Annotated in this window: 18 protein-coding genes; 9 read left to right on the forward strand and 9 right to left on the reverse strand. The window is 31.5% G+C overall.

The annotated features are described in order from the left end of the window. Positions 1 to 123: 123 nt before the first annotated feature. The 9 genes from Q1A15_RS10080 (at position 124) to Q1A15_RS10120 (ending at position 7,425) form a co-directional block, all read left to right on the forward strand. Entirely contained in the window at positions 124 to 1,092 is a 969-nt protein-coding gene (locus Q1A15_RS10080) for a M23 family metallopeptidase (protein ID WP_299622783.1), read from the forward strand. 18 nt (positions 1,093 to 1,110) lie between these two features. Then, on the forward strand, positions 1,111 to 2,178 hold the full coding sequence (locus Q1A15_RS10085) for a CapA family protein (RefSeq protein WP_299622785.1): 1,068 nt from the start codon (positions 1,111 to 1,113) through the stop codon (positions 2,176 to 2,178). A gap of 1 nt (position 2,179) precedes the next feature. Then, positions 2,180 to 2,512: a MerR family transcriptional regulator gene (locus Q1A15_RS10090; RefSeq protein WP_299622789.1), complete on the forward strand. Its 333-nt coding sequence runs from the start codon at positions 2,180 to 2,182 to the stop codon at positions 2,510 to 2,512. 15 nt (positions 2,513 to 2,527) lie between these two features. Further along, the gene (locus tag Q1A15_RS10095; protein ID WP_299622792.1) at positions 2,528 to 3,130 is read left to right on the forward strand and encodes a LemA family protein; all 603 of its coding nucleotides are present in this window, start codon (positions 2,528 to 2,530) and stop codon (positions 3,128 to 3,130) included. A gap of 7 nt (positions 3,131 to 3,137) precedes the next feature. Then, positions 3,138 to 3,575: a TPM domain-containing protein gene (locus Q1A15_RS10100; RefSeq protein WP_299622795.1), complete on the forward strand. Its 438-nt coding sequence runs from the start codon at positions 3,138 to 3,140 to the stop codon at positions 3,573 to 3,575. Between the two features lies 1 nt (position 3,576). Beyond that, positions 3,577 to 4,377, forward strand: a complete 801-nt coding sequence (locus Q1A15_RS10105; RefSeq protein ID WP_299622799.1) for a TPM domain-containing protein — start codon at positions 3,577 to 3,579, stop codon at positions 4,375 to 4,377. 80 nt (positions 4,378 to 4,457) lie between these two features. Then, positions 4,458 to 6,116 (forward strand): alkaline phosphatase D family protein, encoded by a 1,659-nt coding sequence (locus tag Q1A15_RS10110; RefSeq protein WP_299622802.1) that lies wholly within the window; start codon positions 4,458 to 4,460, stop codon positions 6,114 to 6,116. A 65-nt stretch (positions 6,117 to 6,181) separates the two neighbouring features. Next, a complete protein-coding gene (locus Q1A15_RS10115; protein WP_299622806.1) occupies positions 6,182 to 7,039 on the forward strand; it encodes a hypothetical protein in 858 nt (285 codons plus the stop codon). A gap of 20 nt (positions 7,040 to 7,059) precedes the next feature. Continuing rightward, complete coding sequence (locus tag Q1A15_RS10120; protein ID WP_299622809.1) at positions 7,060 to 7,425, forward strand: DUF2237 domain-containing protein; 366 nt, start codon at positions 7,060 to 7,062, stop codon at positions 7,423 to 7,425. A gap of 15 nt (positions 7,426 to 7,440) precedes the next feature. Here Q1A15_RS10120 and Q1A15_RS10125 read toward each other — a convergent pair whose 3' ends face one another. From Q1A15_RS10125 to Q1A15_RS10165, 9 genes are all read right to left on the reverse strand, one after another. Beyond that, positions 7,441 to 7,809, reverse strand: a complete 369-nt coding sequence (locus tag Q1A15_RS10125) for a DUF423 domain-containing protein (protein WP_299622812.1) — start codon at positions 7,807 to 7,809, stop codon at positions 7,441 to 7,443. A gap of 3 nt (positions 7,810 to 7,812) precedes the next feature. Beyond that, positions 7,813 to 11,463, reverse strand: coding sequence for a metallophosphoesterase (locus Q1A15_RS10130; RefSeq protein ID WP_299622814.1), 3,651 nt, complete (start codon positions 11,461 to 11,463; stop codon positions 7,813 to 7,815). A gap of 52 nt (positions 11,464 to 11,515) precedes the next feature. Beyond that, the gene (locus Q1A15_RS10135; RefSeq protein ID WP_299622817.1) at positions 11,516 to 11,704 is read right to left on the reverse strand and encodes a hypothetical protein; all 189 of its coding nucleotides are present in this window, start codon (positions 11,702 to 11,704) and stop codon (positions 11,516 to 11,518) included. Between the two features lie 94 nt (positions 11,705 to 11,798). After that, on the reverse strand, positions 11,799 to 12,404 hold the full coding sequence (locus Q1A15_RS10140; RefSeq protein WP_299622820.1) for a MarR family winged helix-turn-helix transcriptional regulator: 606 nt from the start codon (positions 12,402 to 12,404) through the stop codon (positions 11,799 to 11,801). Positions 12,405 to 12,458: 54 nt separating this feature from the next. Continuing rightward, the gene (locus tag Q1A15_RS10145) at positions 12,459 to 12,722 is read right to left on the reverse strand and encodes a DUF2024 family protein (protein WP_299622823.1); all 264 of its coding nucleotides are present in this window, start codon (positions 12,720 to 12,722) and stop codon (positions 12,459 to 12,461) included. Between the two features lies 1 nt (position 12,723). Next, on the reverse strand, positions 12,724 to 13,449 hold the full coding sequence (locus tag Q1A15_RS10150; RefSeq protein WP_299622826.1) for a hypothetical protein: 726 nt from the start codon (positions 13,447 to 13,449) through the stop codon (positions 12,724 to 12,726). A gap of 68 nt (positions 13,450 to 13,517) precedes the next feature. Continuing rightward, on the reverse strand, positions 13,518 to 13,751 hold the full coding sequence (locus tag Q1A15_RS10155; RefSeq protein WP_299622829.1) for a thioredoxin family protein: 234 nt from the start codon (positions 13,749 to 13,751) through the stop codon (positions 13,518 to 13,520). A 239-nt stretch (positions 13,752 to 13,990) separates the two neighbouring features. After that, positions 13,991 to 15,553, reverse strand: coding sequence for a protein adenylyltransferase SelO (locus tag Q1A15_RS10160; RefSeq protein ID WP_299622831.1), 1,563 nt, complete (start codon positions 15,551 to 15,553; stop codon positions 13,991 to 13,993). A 35-nt stretch (positions 15,554 to 15,588) separates the two neighbouring features. After that, the gene (locus Q1A15_RS10165; RefSeq protein ID WP_299622834.1) at positions 15,589 to 16,809 is read right to left on the reverse strand and encodes a bifunctional alpha/beta hydrolase/OsmC family protein; all 1,221 of its coding nucleotides are present in this window, start codon (positions 16,807 to 16,809) and stop codon (positions 15,589 to 15,591) included. Between the last annotated feature and the right edge of the window lie 54 nt (positions 16,810 to 16,863).

The following is a 16,863-nucleotide window of genomic DNA, read 5'->3' on the forward strand; positions in this document are numbered from 1 at the left end:
TCGTTAAAAAAATTCTAATAAAAGAAAGGAAATCGTTGAGTTTTGAAACATTTCATAACTTTGCATGTCTAATCAACTAAATAAGTTCCTTTCAAAGGACACAAAAGTACTACATTTGGTCATATGGCAAAAGTAAAATATTATTACGATCCAGAAACGCTATCGTACCAGCAAATTGAGTTACGAAAGCGGGATAAGTTCAAAAATAGTATCATTATACTATTGGGGGTTGGACTTACCATGTTTCTTGGGTTTATGGTTTTAAGTCAGTTTATTGAATCGCCAAAACAAAAAGCGCAAAAAAGAGAATTAGAAAATTCTAAACTTCATATCGAATTATTAGGAAAGCGTATTGAAGAGGTTACAGAAGTTTTAGGAGATTTACAAGAACGAGACAACTATATCTACAGATCATATTTTGAAGCAAACCCAATTCCTGATGAACAACGAAAAGCAGGTTTTGGTGGGGTAAATCGTTATAAGAATCTAGAAGGTTTTAATAATAGTGAAATGATTATTGATGTGACCAAACGTTTAGATGTATTGTCTAAACAAATAGTGGTACAATCGAAATCATTAGATGAAATTGTAGATTTAGCAAAAGCTAAAGAGAAAATGTTAGCTTCGATACCTGCAATTCAACCTTTAAAAGCTGAAGATTTAACAAGAATGGCTTCGGGTTATGGAATGCGAATGCATCCGATTTTAAAAATTCGTAAAATGCATAAAGGAATGGATTTTACAGCACCTAAAGGAACACCAATTTATGCTTCAGGAAATGGAACAGTTTCTAGAGCAAACAGAAGTGCAACTTTTGGTAAAGTAGTTTATATCGAGCATGGTTATGGTTATAAAACTATTTATGCACACATGAGTAAAATCGGAGTTAAGAAAGGTCAAGTTGTGAAACGTGGAGATATTATAGGTTACGTAGGAAACACAGGAAGATCTGTATCTGCACATTTACATTATGAAGTTCATCGAAATGGTAGAGCTGTAAACCCGATTTACTATTATTATGGAGATTTAACTCCAGAAGAATTCTTAGCGATGCAAAAGGCTTCAGAAGACGAAGGCCAATCGTTTGATTAAAAAAGTGACCCCAAAATTATGAAAAAAGCAATTAGAAAGATATTAGTATCTGCTAGTATTGTAACGTTATCTGGAATCTCATACGCACAGCAAGCAGATTCAATTCAAGTAAAAGCGAAGGAAATTACATTTATGGCTGTCGGAGATATGATGTTAGGAACAACTTTTCCAAATGCATCGTATTTACCACCAAAAGGAACCTATCCTTTTAAAGATGTACAAAGTGTTTTTAAAAATGCAGATGTATTATTTGGGAATTTAGAAGGAACTTTAACAGATACAGGTAGAAATGCGAAACGATGTAAAGATCCATCGAAATGTTACTCTTTTAAAAGTCCAGAATCTTTCGGAAAGCATTTTGAAAAGGCTGGTTTTGATGTTGTAAGTATTGCAAATAATCATATCGGAGATTTTGGTGGAATAGGAATTAAAAACACATTAAAAACTTTAGATAATGCCGGAATTGCAAGTGCAGGGATTTTATCTAAACCGACTACTGTTTTTGAAAAAGATGGTATTAAATATGGATTAATTGCTTTTGCTCCGAACAAAGATTGTTTGAAGTTAAACTTTGTAACTAAAGGAACTCAAATGGTAAAGAACTTAGCTAAAAAAGTTGATATCGTTATTGTTTCTTTCCACGGAGGAGCTGAAGGAACCAAACATAAAAATGTACCTAGAAAAACAGAATATTTCTATGGAGAAAATAGAGGGAATGTGTATTCATTTGCACATAAAATGATCGATGCTGGAGCAGGAATCGTTTTAGGTCATGGTCCACATGTACCAAGAGCTATTGAAGTTTACAAAGGTAAATTTATAGCATACAGTATGGGGAATTTTGCTACTTACAAGCGTTTTAGTATGAGCGGGTCAAAAGCGTATTCTCCAATTTTTGAATTAAAATTAAAAGAGAATGGAGATTTTATTGAAGGAAAAATTCATTCAGCAATTCAAACAAAAATTAGATATCCATTTTTAGATACACAAGAGCGTGCATTTAACGAAATAAAAAAGTTGACTTTACAAGATTTTCCAGAAAATAAGATTAAGTTTGGAGAAGCAGGAAAGATAGAATTAGAATAATATGTATATCGATTTACCCAAAAAAAGATATTATAAAATCGGGGAAGTAGCCAAAGCTTTTGAAGTAAATACTTCTTTAATACGTTTTTGGGAGGGGGAGTTTGATATTATTAAACCAAAAAAGAATGCGAAAGGAAATCGTTTATTCACTCCTGAAGATATCGAAAATTTCAAACTGATTTATAATTTAGTGAAAGAACGTGGTTTTACTTTAGATGGAGCAAAGCAAAAACTAAAGCAAAACCCAGCTAAAATTGTTCAAAATCAGGAAATCATAAATAGATTGGAAGCTGTAAAAGCAGAGCTAATAAAAATCAAAAATCAAATAGAATAACAAAAAATAGAGATTATGAAAAAATGGTTAATACCTTTATTGGTAGTTGGAGCAATAGGATTTTACTTTTATAGTTCAATTGTAAGTTTTAATAATACTGCTGTTGAATATCAAGAAGATGCAAAAACAAAATGGTCTAATGTTGAAAGTTCATATCAAAGAAGAAATGATTTGATAGGTAATTTAGTAAAAACTGTACAAGGTGCTGCAGATTTTGAAAAGAGTACCTTAACAGATGTTATTAGTGCGAGAGCAAAAGCTACTTCTGTAAATATTAATGCAGGGGATTTAACACCTGAAACTATGGCTCAGTTTCAACAAGCTCAATCTGGTTTATCTGGAGCATTATCTAAATTATTAGTTTCTGTAGAACGTTATCCAGAATTAAAAGCAAATCGTAATTTCTTAGAATTACAGAGTCAGATCGAAGGGACAGAAAATAGAATTGAAGTAGCAAGAAAGCGATATAACGAAAATGTAAATGTTTATAATAAGCATATCAAAAAGTTTCCTGGTTCATTACTTGCTGGTAGTTTAGGATTTGATGAAATGACACGTTACAAATCAGACCCAGGTTCAGAAAAAGCACCAGATGTTAATTTCGATTTCGGAAAATAAAAAATAAATGTCGCAAGTAGAAGATTTTCTATTACAAGCAGAAGAACAGGAAATCGTTGAAGCAATTCGACAGGCAGAGCTCAATACTTCTGGTGAAATTCGAGTACATATTGAAGCAAGTACAACACTTGTTCATTACGATCGAGCACTAGAAGTATTTCAAGAGCTTAATATGAATGCTACTAAAGCTGCCAATGCAGTATTAATTTATGTAGCAGTTGAAGACCATAAATTTGTAATTTATGGCGATAAAGGTATAGATGCCGTAGTGCCAGATAACTTTTGGGAGAGCACAAAAAATAGTATCCAACAACATTTTAAGAACGGTAATTTTAAACAAGGTCTTGTAGAAGGAATTCTTACTGCTGGAGAAGAATTAAAAGCGCATTTTCCTTGGGATGAAGATGATGTCGATGAATTACCAAATGAAGTATCTAAAGGTTAAAATGAAAAAGAGTTTTTTCACCATAATTTTCTTTCTTGCAGCATTTCAGTTGAGTTTTGCTCAATTTGATATTCCTAAAAAACCAAAGAAAGAAACAAGTGTTTACGATTATATTAGTTTACTTTCTAAAAATCAAAAAACGGCTTTAGAAAATAAATTAATTCGTTATTCAGATACAACTTCAACACAAATAGTAGTTGCTATTATTGATAGCGCAAAAGGTGAAGAAATAGGTTATTTAGCAACCAATTGGGCCCACGAATGGGGAATTGGTCAGAAAGATAAAGACAATGGGATTTTTGTCTTACTAGCTAAAAACGACCGAAAAATTACTATTCGAACAGGTTACGGAACAGAACATTTACTTACCGATTTTACTTCCCGACAAATTATAGAGCGAGATATTCTTCCTTATTTTAAAAGAGGGCAATATTATATTGGTTTAGATCAAGGTGTAGAAGCTATTTTTAAAGTGATGAAAGGCGAGTACAAAGGAACTCGTAAACGTCGTTCAAAAAAAGGTAGTGATCCCGGTGTATTCATTTTCATATTTTTTGTCATCATTTTTATATTCATTATTTCTAGAGGAAGTCGAGGAGGTAGAGGAAACGGTCGAGGCAGAAATTACAGAAATAGAGATTCTAGAGGTATTTTAGAAACAATTATTTTAAGTAATGCTGGAAGAGGCGGAGGCTTCGGTGGAGGTTTTGGTTCTTCAGGAGGCGGATTTGATAGTGGTGGCTTTGGCGGAGGTTTCGGAGGCGGAGGCTTCGGTGGAGGTGGAGCTACAGGAGATTGGTAATTTTACACTTAAGTTAACTTCATATAACATTTAGGAAAAAGTAGGCATGTAACTATGTAAATACTTAATTCCTAAATATCATGGCAACCAATTTAAAACGTAGAAGTTTTCTAAAAAACTCATTATTAGTAACTAGTGGACTTATTTTTGCTCCTAATTTTATTAGTTGTGATTCTGATCCAGATGTAATTACAGATCCTATACCTTCAGATACTACTGAGAAGAATTTTGATCTTGGAGTAGCAAGTTTCGATCCAACAAATTCTCAAGTTATTATTTGGACACGTTATTCTACTACAAATCCAACAGCAAAATTAATTTGGCAATTGGCTAAAGACAAAGAGTTTACAGAGTTAGTTAGACAAGGTGAAGTAGAAACAGATGCTTCTAGAGATTTTACTGTAGCTATTGAAGTAAAAGATTTAGATGAGAACTTAAAGTTATATTATCGTTTTGTAAATGTAAATGATAAAGCGACTTCTCCAATAGGTGAAACGTTAACTTTTGGAGCTAACACAGCAGAGATAAAATTAGCTGTAGCTTCTTGTTCGAATCATGCATATGGATATTTTAATGTGTATGAAGCAATCAACCAATCTGATGCTGATGTTGTAGTACATTTAGGTGATTATATTTATGAATATGGAGAAGATACCTACGGTTCATTTAGAGATCCAGATCCAATAGGAGAAATTATTTCTTTAGATGATTATAGAAAGCGTTATCGTTTATATAGATCAGATGCGCAATTAAAAGAATTACATCAAAAGAAACCTTTTATTTGTGTTTGGGATGATCATGAAGTTACCAATGATGCTTATATCGATGGTGCAGAAAATCATCAAGATAATGAAGGAGATTATCAAGAGAGAAAAAAAAGTGCTTTACAAGCTTACAGCGAATATTTACCAAACACTACGAATCTAACAGATAATTCAATTATCTATAGAAAGTTACAATTAGGAAACTTGATAGATTTAGTAATGTTAGATACTAGAATTGTAGGTAGAGACAAGCAATTAGAATATGCAAATTATACGAATGCTAGTGGTTTTGATGCAGTAGCATTTCAACAAGCTTGGTTAGATCCGTCAAGAACTTTATTAGGAGCACAGCAAAAAGCTTGGTTTAAAAGTGAAATTGAAGCTTCAAGCAGTGCATGGCAAATTATAGGGCAACAAGTTTTAATGGGAAAGATGTTAATTCCAGCAGAATTAATCACACTTTTTGGTAGTCCACAATTTCAAGTGGCATTGGGTGAATTGGTTCAAATTAAAACAAGGTTATTACAAAATGACACTACTTTAACTGCGGAAGAAATTACCAGAGTAAAAACAGTGATTCCATATAATTTAGATGCTTGGGATGGTTATTATGCAGAAAGAGAAGAAATATTAGAAACGTTTAGAGATAAAAAGGTTGTAGTACTAGCTGGTGATACACACAATGCTTGGCAATCGAATTTAATGACTGCTACTGGAGAAAAAGTAGGAGATGAGTTAGCAACAAGTTCTGTTTCTTCACCAGGGTTTGAATCTTTTGTTGGTCCTCAAGGAGCTGTTCAATTAGGAGGAGCATTACAACTTTTAATTGATGATTTAAATTTTGCGAATTTAGTTGATCGCGGCTTTATGAAGTTAACTGTAACTTCTGGAGCTGTAAAAACAGATTGGACTTATGTAGATACAGTTACAGAAACTACCTTTTCCACTTCAGTAAAAAATACGTTAACATTATAATAAAACTAGTTATAAAACTCAAAAAGCTCCTGATTTCAGGAGCTTTTTTGTTTATCTTTAATTTTATGAAAAAAAGTTGTCTACTGGTAGTACTGTTTTTAAGTTTTGGATGTACAAATTATGGTCAGTTAAGAAAATTGGCTAGACTACCGAAACTATTAAATGAGGTATCTGGAATAGAAAAAATAAAAGGGAAAGATTTATTTTGGATGCATAACGATGGAGGAAATCTCAATGACATTTACTTAGTAGATACTTTAGGGAATATATTAAGAACTGTAACTATTAAAGCTAAAAATAAAGATTGGGAAGATATAACTTCTGATGATGAAGGGAATTTATATCTCGCTGATTTTGGGAATAATCAAAATACAAGACACGATTTAAAAATTCTAAAAATCAACTTTAATGCTATAATGAATAACAATATTGTTGATGTTGAAAAGATAAAGTTTAAATATCCAGAACAACATAAGTTTCCACCAAAAAAGAAAAAAAGATTTTTCGATGCAGAAAGTATTTTCTTCGCCAAAGGAAACCTATATATTTTTACGAAGAGTAGAGTCAAAGATGACTATGGTAAAACAAGCTTGTATAAAATTCCAGCAAAAAAAGGGAAACACGAAGCTCAATTATTAGGAACATTTGATAATTGCTCTAGAATGCGTTGTTGGATTACTTCTGCAAGTATTTCCAACGATGGAAAACAAGTAGCACTTTTAACTTCAGATTCGGTGTTGCTTTTTAGTGATTTTGATAGCGATAATTTTTTTAATGGGAAAAAACTTAAAGAATTTGATTTAGGATATGTATCGCAAAAAGAAGCAATAGATTTTAGCGATGATAATAAAACATTGTTCATTACAGATGAAAGAAATCACGGAAAAGGAGGAAACTTATATTCGTTTAATTTATCAAAATAATTATTAATACGTAAGATTTTATGGAGTTGAATGTTTTAGGAACAGCATTAGAAAGCTGTTGTGGAAATCCAGCGACAGGTTATATTAGAGATGGTTTCTGTAGAACTGCCGATCATGATTATGGAACACATGTCGTTTGTGCAGTAGTAACAGAAGAATTTCTTGAATTCACTAAAAAAAGAGGAAATGATTTATCAACTCCAATACCACATTGGAAATTTCCAGGATTAAAACCAGGATCTAAATGGTGTTTATGTATTTCGAGATGGTTAGAAGCAGAACAATATGGTAAGGCTCCTCATGTTATTTTAGAAGCTACACATCAAAAAGCATTACAATACACAACTTTAGAAAAGCTTAAATCGTATGAGTTTAAAGTAAAGTAATTTTTCGGTTTTATATTATAAAAATGAAATACCTAATAATAGCCATCCGGCAGCTAAACAAAGTCCGCCTAACGGAGTAATCGGACCTAAAAATTTCATTTTTTTTCCAAAAGCTCCAGATAATACTAAACCGTAAATACTAAAAGAAAATAAGAATACACCAACACTAAATAATAGAATTGTGTTGGTGTATTTTTCATTAAACTGTAGTCCTAAAGCCAATAAAGCAATAGCATGATACATTTGATATTTAACGCCAGTTTCAAAACTGTCTAATTGTTCAGATGATAATTTCTTTTTCAATAAATGTGCACCAAAGGCTCCAAAGATAATAGCTAAACAACCGAATAGTGATGCAATAAGTATGGTAATTTCCTGAGTCATTTCTTAAAAGTTAAATCCTAAACTAAATGTAAAACGACTTCCATCATCTCCATTAAATAAAGCTAAGTTGGCAGTAAACATATCTAAACCGCTCAGCCAAAAAGATCCTCCGTAACTTGAATTCCATGTGTTAGAAGTAGGAGCAAAAGGACTCCATACTTTTCCATAATCAAACGCACCAGTTACTCCAACACGCATTGGTATAAAAGTTTTAAAGCTTCCTAAACGTAAACGTAAATCATTAGAATGATAAAAACTCTCTGTACCTGTAAAACGTTGATTATTGTACCCTCTTAAATTTCTATTTCCACCTAAACTAGATGCATGGTAAATTTCAAATCGATTCTTAAAGTTAATATGACTTCCAACTTCTGTAGCATAAACTAAACTTCTGTTAGGAACTAAATTTTGATAAATAGCTAAAGATGTTTTTAAATATCCGAAATGGCGATCGGTATTTTCGGCATTCATCTTAGCTCCCATCGTTACATCGAAATTCATTCCTTTTGTAGGAAAGCTATTATTATCTGTTCTGTTATGGTTAAAACTAACTTCACCACCTACGAAGTAGTTTCTATCAAAAATATTAGTAATTCCATTTGTGAAGTTTGTAATGTTTCTTCCTGGAGTATTATCAACTTTAATTGCTTCAAAAGTTCCAGTTAACTTTACTGTGCTTCCCCAGTTAAAACGTCTTACTAAAGAAGGAAATACTAATAATTCTTCACGCTTTACTCTATAAAAATCTAAGTCATTGTTTTGATCAAATTCAGATTCATTTCCAAAACCAAAGAAGTTAAAAGAATAGTTACTACTTGTAGCTCTAGCTTTTAATTCTAAACTCCAATTACCAATAAACTCAGTAAACTCACCAGTATAATTAATATCAAAACCACTTGTGCTAGAGTAATAGTTTGCAGTTAAGTTATGCTGATTATCAAAAGGTCTTTTTTTGAAACCATAGCGAGTATGAGTAATATCAATTCCGAAGAAGAAACCATCATCAGGGTTAGCTCCTAAACTAGGAAATATTAATGTTGTATTATTTTCAATATCTCTATGATTGTAAGTGTTTTTAAAGTAATTGTCTTCTCTTAAATCTTGAAGTTCTTTTCCGCCTTTAACCGTATTCTTTTTAGAAGCATAATCGTAAACCTTTGTTTTCTTACTCCAACCAGAAACAGAAGAAGTATCTTCATAAACATCGTGATTTTGTCCACCAATCAAACGTAAAAGAATACTATCGTCTACATCACCAGAAATGTAAAATTCATCATCCCCATTTAATCCGTATAACTGAACTTCTTTAGTTTCTTTAGTTAAGAAAGTTCTACTATAAATTTTAGTTTCTTTTCTAAAGATTTCAATACTAGTTTCGTTATCATTTAAACGTTTAATAACAAACTTATCATCTTTATCTGTACCAACAACCTGAACCTTTTTAGCTTGTTTTGCGTAATATTTTTTAGCAAATGAAGCTAGTTTATCTCTTCTTGATTTTATTTTAGCAATCAGCTCTTTTCCGTCTATATCGTAAATACTTTTAGGAAACTGTTGAATTGATTTTTCGATAACCTCATCAGTAAGGTTTTCTTGAATATATTTCACTTCTTTTAACCAATCGTCAAGCGTTAACTGATTTAAGAATTCAGCATCAAAGAAACGCGGATAATTATTATACCATTTCATATCTCTAATGTCATAATCCATTGTTTGCATGTTTTTGATTAACGGCGTGTTTAATTTTAATACCGGAATCAAAATTCCATCGAACTTAGAAAATGGCTGATCTCTATCTCTTGGAATAGGTCTGTAATACTTCTTCCCATCTTTAGTTTCAAATCGAGCAAAACGCCATTGATCTTCATGACGATCCCAATCTCCAATTACCATATCGAACAAACGAGAACGAACCGTAAAGTTTTGATCAATATGATGTTTTCCATTTTTTCTGATCTTCTCTAAAACATCATAAGTACTAATAATTTTCTTTGAGTTCCCGAAAGAAGCAACATCTTCTCTGTTACCAGAAGGCCTTTCCTCCAATAAGTATAAACCTCCACCAAAAACATCGTTATACATACCTAGAGCTGGTTGTTTTGGCATGTAATATAATTTCGGATTTGTATGATAAATTCCTGCAGCTTCAGCCATATCAGGAATTACAAAAGCAGCATACGGATGTGACATGGTAAAAATGTCTTGAACAACATCAACTAAGAAAGTACCTTTTAAAACACCACCCATAATTCTACTTCCGTCTTTATACATAGAACGAAGTACATATTGTTTTCCTTCAGCGTTTTCTAATCGTAACGAATTGGTTTGATTTCCACCACCACGACGAATTGGTTTTAAACCTCCAAAAACGTTATCCAATTCTAAAACCGGAACAGTAATTTCCTTACCGTATTTTTCACGGTTTAAATCTCCCCACATGAATTTATGAAAGCCAGAAACATTTACTGCATCTTTGGTATATAACGAAGTTGTAACTTCTGTTTTATGTTTTTCAAACTCAGAAAAATCAAAGTTTGTTTCTCTTTTGATCGGATCAATAATTTGTTCGCTAAATAATAATTTGTTTTTGTCCTTTTCATTAGCAGCATAGTATTCCACAACAGCAGAACCATCTTCATAAAAGTTTAATCTAGCGTAACCAGAATTTCCATAAGTAAATTTAGCTCCATATCCAGCTAAAGCAGGAGATTGCTTAGAACCTGAACCACTAACGATTTGTTTAAATCCGTTGTTTTCTATGTATTGTAAATTATGTTCATGTCCGCTTACAAAAACAATATTGTTTTTAAAATCATTAGCGATAGTTTCTATTTGACGAACAAAATCACTGTATTGTTTGTGAAAATTATCAGTTTGAATTCCCGCATGTGAACGCAACATGTTTTTGAAAGTCCCTAAAACAGGAACAGGACTCATATGATCTTTAAAAGAAAAACTTCCTCCGTGTGGTCCATTAGAATACATCGGATGATGCATCGCTACAACCACGTTTTTGTATCTATTCTTTTTAAATAAACTCCAAAGTTCTTCAATAAAACGTTCTCTAGTTTTAATATCACAGTTGTCGTTTATTTTTGGTTCTTTATCCCAGTTTGTAATAAACCATTTACTGTCTATTGTGATTAATGTAAGATTATCATTAATGTTTACTTTATCTAAACCGCAACCATTTTCTGGTAAGAAAGTATTTTTGCCTAAAGCTTTCTCTACAAGTTTTTCTTGCCTTTTTAATCCGTCTACACCATTATACCAATCATGATTTCCAGGAATAAAAATTGTCTTTCCTTTATTTTTCTTTGCCGCTTCAGTTTGAACTTCTAAACGATATTTTGAAAGCTTATAATCTTTGTGTTTTTTAGGGTAAATTCCAACAGGATAAACATTATCACCTAAGAATATAGCTGTGCTATTTTTTTCTGCATTAACCAACTCTTTTTCAAAATATGTTAATGAAGGAAGCTTTTCTCCAAAATCTTTTACATTACCTGCATCTCCAATTAAGTAGAAAGAATAAGTAGGTTTTTTATCAGTGATTTTTTTAGGTACGTAGTCTTTAGCATCGTACTTTGCTTTATAGCTGGCACAACCATAGATGCTAAGTGCAGCTATGATAGAAAGAAAAAATTTCTTCATGTTGGTTAAATTGTTCAAAACAAAAATACAAATTAGTTCATAGATCGGTATTTTACTGGTGAAAAACCGGTTTGTTTTTTGAATAATTTGCTAAAATGTTGTGGGGTTCAAAAGCTAAATCGTAAGTAGTTTCATTTTTTACTATGATTTTACCTTTTTTAGAAGTTTGAATTTTCCAGTTTTTTTGTCCTAATATATTTGTAGAATAGATAATAAGTATTAGTGTTATAATTTTATTCATGATGTAATACTTTTAAATACACCACAAAATTACTTTTAAAGTCTTTTTAAAAAGTATACATTTTACTGAATGATATGTACAAATTTCTTATCGACTAGTTTTTTATTTCAAAATCAGAACAGTCAAGTCTGATTTCTGTAGTATGTAGTTGTGTATTTAATAAATTACAAAAATGAGAAGTATCGTTTTTTTGATAGAATTTACAACCGTAACAAGTTCTTTGTACTGAAAGAATTCCGTTTTTATTTAGTTTATGAATCAAAGTACTTAAAGTTTCAAATAAACTTTCTTTTTCTTGTTGTTCGAAATTGTCTACTTGATTTTTTAAAGGATTTGAAAATCCTTGAGTTTCGTTTACAATATCTTTTCCTTTTTCTGATAAAATGATCGTATAACTTCTATTATCTGAAGAAGAATAATCTTTTATAATCAACTCTTTTTTATGTAATACACGAATGGCATCACTTATAGTAGGTTTAGTAACATTAAATTCTTTAGCAAGATGACTTACATTACATAAATCTCGTTTATGAAAAGTAATAAAAATTAGAATTTGAATTTGAATGGGACTTAAACCTATAAGTTTTGCTTTTTCCCAAAGTAGCTTTTTAAAAACTTCAGAAACACGTTCTAAACCAGCAACTATTTTGCTAGAAATATCTTTTTCTTGTTGTTCTGGGTTAAAAGTACTTTCGTTCATAAAAAAAGCCTGTCTGAATTTAGTAGACAGGCAAAGTTAGTAATCCTAATTAAATTAATTACAGTTTTCCATTTCTATAATTGCAAATCCGTTTTTTTGAATCACAGTAACTACTTCTTCAGTAGCTTGTTCTATATGACAAAGGCGACATTCTTTAGCCGTTAATTGTAATGTTTTAAAAGTTTTACTTTGCAGATACGTTTTACCAAAGTCAAATACGGTATTTGAATCTGTAATATGATCTGGCACTAAAATATCGAAATGCATTAATTTACCATCTTCTCTGTTTACATAGGTGTCCCAAACTGATACTTTCATATTATTGAATTTTTACTTTATAGGGTAATGATAAATTTCCACTAGCTACACTAAATACATGATATACACCAAGCATCGGTAAATTACTGTTACTGGTATTAACTTTCATAAAAGCAGTTACACCATCGTAATTAAAATCAGATTTATTATTCATTCTATAATTGGGAACAATAACTTTTATGGTATGTTTTTTTGTAGTTACTGGAAAACCTGGTGAATCCATATACATTGGCATTCCTGGATTTGTAGTTGGCAATACTACTGTTTTATCTGCTTTTTTAAATTGCTTTACTGAAAGCCCACCTGAAACTCTATCATCTTTATGTAATACAACCCAGTGTGGATGCCATATAATTCCATCATTGTCGTATTTCTGATCATTATTTTCATCCCATAACGGCGTGTCATCAAAATCAGGATGAGAAGTTAAAGCTAGTGCAACAATACCTGAGGTTTGATTAAAACCAACATCAGTTGGTTGTAAAGATGTAGGGAACACATAACCTAAAACTGGTGCTCCATCTAATTGCCCCGCTTTTTTAGGAACAGTTTTACCTGCGAAACCTTTTACTTCAATTTCCCAAATTGTTATTCCTAAGTCTGTTTTATTTGTAACCTGTACGTTTTTAATACTAAAGTTATCACCTTCATATTCCTTTTGCTGAGAAAAAGCAACTGTTATTGAAAGTAATAGTAGTATCGTTAATTGTTTAATATTAGTTTTCATATTATTTGTTTTAATAGTTAGGATTCTTTCATGGGTAGGAATCCTAACTATATTGATTTAAAAAAAGATTATCCTTTTACATCTTCCATAGAAGCACCGAAGTTGATATGTAAAGCGTTACCATTTGGTGTTACCAAAGCTGGTACTGATTTTACTCCTGCTGATTCAGCTTCAGTAATTCTGTTGCGATCTTCACCAATGTGAACGATTTCTACATTGTCTGATCCAATTAAATTAACGATATCGTGTTCCGCACTTATACAAACTGGACAACCTGCGTGGTAAAAAATTGATTTACTCATAATAATATGTATTGATTTTAAATTTGTTTCTATTTTAATTACGATACAAATATAGTAAGGAATCCTAACTAAATAAAATTTTGATAGATTTTTTCTAATTTTAACTCTGAATATATCAAGAAACCCATGTATTATAAGGGAAATAGTATGTGTTTATTTTTCTCTTAGAATAAAGAAAAGTCTCTTAAATTATGTTATAAGAGACTTTTTAGTATATTATTTGTATTGAAATTATTCAGTTAGGAACTACATGATAGCATAGAACAACCTATTTTATGTCGAGCCCAATCTGGTCGCTTAGCAAACCATTTTTCATGTTCAGGTTGATCATCGTAAGGTTTCTTTAGCATTTGATATAGTTCGTCAATTAATTCATAATTTCCTTTATCAGCATCATCGATAGCTAATTGTGCCATGTAATTTCTTAGTACATATTTTGGATTTACTGAATTCATTTTAGTTTTTCTCTCATCATCTTCAATAGTTTCATTTTGTAATACTTCAATGTAACTATTCATCCAATCGTTCCACTGCGATAAAACTTCTCCTTGCAAAGCTTCTTCGTTATAAAATGCGTACGTTATTTTTTCGATAGCTTTAGCAGTTGAATCACTTTTTGAAATTGAAGCTAAATTTCTAAAGAAGATAGTATAATCCGTTTCTATAAGTTGTAAAGCTTTTTCCAAAGATGAAATAAGTTCAACATAATCTCCATTGATAGAAAGACCAAGTTTTAGCATCATCATTTTAGAATATTGTTCAATATATAATCCTTCAAAAGTATCTAGAACCTCTTGAAGTGGTTCTACTTCATTAATCAAAGGATACAATGCATTTGCCAATTTGAATAAATTCCACATACAAATGTAGGGTTGATTACCAAATTTATAACGTCGATGTTGTGCATCAGTAGTATTTGGAGTCCACTCATAATCAAAATCTTCTAACCAGCCATACGGACCATAATCAATAGTCAATCCTAAAATAGACATGTTATCAGTATTCATTACACCATGAACAAACCCAACACGCTGCCAATGTACTACCATTTCAATAGTTCGATCTCTAACTGCTGTTAGAAAATCTAGATATTTTTGTTTTCCTTCTGAAGTAATTTCAGGATAGAAATGTTTAATAGTATAATCTGTAAGTAATTGCAGTGTTTCATGATTCTGACGAGCTGCTAAAATCTCAAAATTTCCAAAACGAATAAAACTAGGCGCAACTCTACAGACTACAGCTCCTTTTTCGTAAGCTGGATTTCCATTATACATTACATCACGTAACACTTGATCTCCTGTTAAACTCAACGATAAAGATCGCGTAGTTGGAACGCCTAAATGATGCATAGCTTCGCTACACAAATGTTCACGAATAGAAGAACGAAGTACAGCCAATCCGTCTGCTGTTCTAGAATATGGAGTTTCACCGGCACCTTTTAATTGTAATGCCCAATGTTCATTATTATAATCAATTTCAAAAAGATTAATCGCTCTACCGTCACCTAATTGTCCAGCCCAATTCCCGAATTGATGTCCACCATAACACATGGCATACGGATGTGTGTTTTCTAAAACTTTATTTCCAGTAAAAATAGACAAAAACTCATCTGATGTTGTAGCTTCTTTGGTCAAACCTAAATGTTCGAGTAAAGTTTCCGATACATGCAAAAGTTCTGGTTTTGCTGTTTTTTTAGGTGTAACATAAGAAAAGCAAGCATCAACAACTTGCCTTCTTGTGTTTTCTAAAGTTTTATCTGCTGGAAGCGAATCGCTAAATGTATTGTTAATGTTAAAAATCATAGATTTTTATTGAAATAATACATAAAGATACTTCTTTAATCTATTAAACTAGATTCAAAATACGCTTTGTTTTCTAAAGTTTTATGAACCGGACATTTCGCAGCGATTTCTAATAAACGTGCTCTTTGTTTTTCATCTAAATCACCAACCAGTTTTATCTTTTTTGTAAAATGATCGTGTCTATTGATTCCTTCTGAAGTTATTCCTAATTCTTCACTAGATTTTTTTACACGAGTAACATATACAAATACCTCTTGTAAATCCCACTGCTTTCTATTGGCATACATTTTAAGTGTCATGGTAGTACAAGCAATTAAAGCAGCATTAAGATAATCGAAAGGAGAAGGACCAAAATCGTCTCCACCAACATTAGCAGGTTCATCAGCAATTAAACTGTGGTTGCTAGTTTGAATTTTTGTTGTGAAATTATCTTCAATTAAATTCAAATGCCCAACAGCTTGTTCTTGAGCTGAGTCTAAGTTTACTTTTGCTTTTTTAGGGAAATAACGTTGCACCCAAGCTCCAATAACATTACCCGCATATTTACTATCTTCTGGATTGGTTAATAAATGATCTGCATTATCTAACGTTACAAAACTTTTTGGATGATGTGCGTTATGATATATTTTCTCAGCATTTTTAATACCAACAACTGTGTCTATTGGAGAATGAAGAATCAAAATTGGTTTTCTTAATTCTTTTACAATGCTTGGTAAATCTGTTTTTGTGAAATTATCAACAAACTCTTTATTAATTTTAAAAGGTCTTCCTCCAATATTTACATTAACTTCTCCTTTTTCTTCTACTTCGTGAATTCCGTGAGAGAATAAATGTGTTACATGTTCTACATCTGCTGGTGCACCAATTGTTGCTATAGCTTTTACTGAAGTTAATTCTGCTGCTGCTGTAAGCACAGCCGCACCACCAAGAGAATGTCCAACTAATAAAGAAGGAGCTTCAAAAATAGTATTCATATATTCACTTACCGCAATAAGATCGGCAACATTTGCTGAAAAATGACTTTCATGAAACTCACCTTCACTTTTACCTAAACCTGTAAAATCGAAACGAACAACTCCAAAACCATAATTTGTAAGTGTTCTGCTGATATTTTTTACTGCACTTAAAGAACTAGTACACGTAAAACAATGTGCAAAAATGGCAAAAAAATCAGGTTTTTGATTTGCTGGTAATTCTAAAAAAGCATTTAAAATTTGTCCTTTATTATTAGGTATTTTCAGTTTAGATCTTTTCATGAAGTAATATTTTATTTACAAGTTTTATGTCGAGTTGAATAATGATTACTTACT

Origin of the sequence: uncultured Tenacibaculum sp. (genome assembly GCF_947495995.1) — a bacterium.
Lineage (GTDB): Bacteria > Bacteroidota > Bacteroidia > Flavobacteriales > Flavobacteriaceae > Polaribacter.

Excerpts from the sequence above, each read along its gene's own strand:
- Q1A15_RS10140 (WP_299622820.1), bottom strand. The coding sequence starts at position 12,404 with ATGAACGAAAGTACTTTTAACCCAGAACAACAAGAAAAAGATATTTCT.
- Q1A15_RS10090 (WP_299622789.1), top strand. The coding sequence starts at position 2,180 with ATGTATATCGATTTACCCAAAAAAAGATATTATAAAATCGGGGAAGTA.
- Q1A15_RS10155 (WP_299622829.1), bottom strand. The coding sequence starts at position 13,751 with ATGAGTAAATCAATTTTTTACCACGCAGGTTGTCCAGTTTGTATAAGT.
- Q1A15_RS10135 (WP_299622817.1), bottom strand. The coding sequence starts at position 11,704 with ATGAATAAAATTATAACACTAATACTTATTATCTATTCTACAAATATA.
- Q1A15_RS10080 (WP_299622783.1), top strand. The coding sequence starts at position 124 with ATGGCAAAAGTAAAATATTATTACGATCCAGAAACGCTATCGTACCAG.
- Q1A15_RS10115 (WP_299622806.1), top strand. The coding sequence starts at position 6,182 with ATGAAAAAAAGTTGTCTACTGGTAGTACTGTTTTTAAGTTTTGGATGT.
- Q1A15_RS10125 (WP_299622812.1), bottom strand. The coding sequence starts at position 7,809 with ATGACTCAGGAAATTACCATACTTATTGCATCACTATTCGGTTGTTTA.
- Q1A15_RS10165 (WP_299622834.1), bottom strand. The coding sequence starts at position 16,809 with ATGAAAAGATCTAAACTGAAAATACCTAATAATAAAGGACAAATTTTA.
- Q1A15_RS10095 (WP_299622792.1), top strand. The coding sequence starts at position 2,528 with ATGAAAAAATGGTTAATACCTTTATTGGTAGTTGGAGCAATAGGATTT.
- Q1A15_RS10145 (WP_299622823.1), bottom strand. The coding sequence starts at position 12,722 with ATGAAAGTATCAGTTTGGGACACCTATGTAAACAGAGAAGATGGTAAA.
- Q1A15_RS10110 (WP_299622802.1), top strand. The coding sequence starts at position 4,458 with ATGGCAACCAATTTAAAACGTAGAAGTTTTCTAAAAAACTCATTATTA.
- Q1A15_RS10120 (WP_299622809.1), top strand. The coding sequence starts at position 7,060 with ATGGAGTTGAATGTTTTAGGAACAGCATTAGAAAGCTGTTGTGGAAAT.
- Q1A15_RS10100 (WP_299622795.1), top strand. The coding sequence starts at position 3,138 with ATGTCGCAAGTAGAAGATTTTCTATTACAAGCAGAAGAACAGGAAATC.
- Q1A15_RS10160 (WP_299622831.1), bottom strand. The coding sequence starts at position 15,553 with ATGATTTTTAACATTAACAATACATTTAGCGATTCGCTTCCAGCAGAT.
- Q1A15_RS10130 (WP_299622814.1), bottom strand. The coding sequence starts at position 11,463 with ATGAAGAAATTTTTTCTTTCTATCATAGCTGCACTTAGCATCTATGGT.
- Q1A15_RS10105 (WP_299622799.1), top strand. The coding sequence starts at position 3,577 with ATGAAAAAGAGTTTTTTCACCATAATTTTCTTTCTTGCAGCATTTCAG.
- Q1A15_RS10150 (WP_299622826.1), bottom strand. The coding sequence starts at position 13,449 with ATGAAAACTAATATTAAACAATTAACGATACTACTATTACTTTCAATA.
- Q1A15_RS10085 (WP_299622785.1), top strand. The coding sequence starts at position 1,111 with ATGAAAAAAGCAATTAGAAAGATATTAGTATCTGCTAGTATTGTAACG.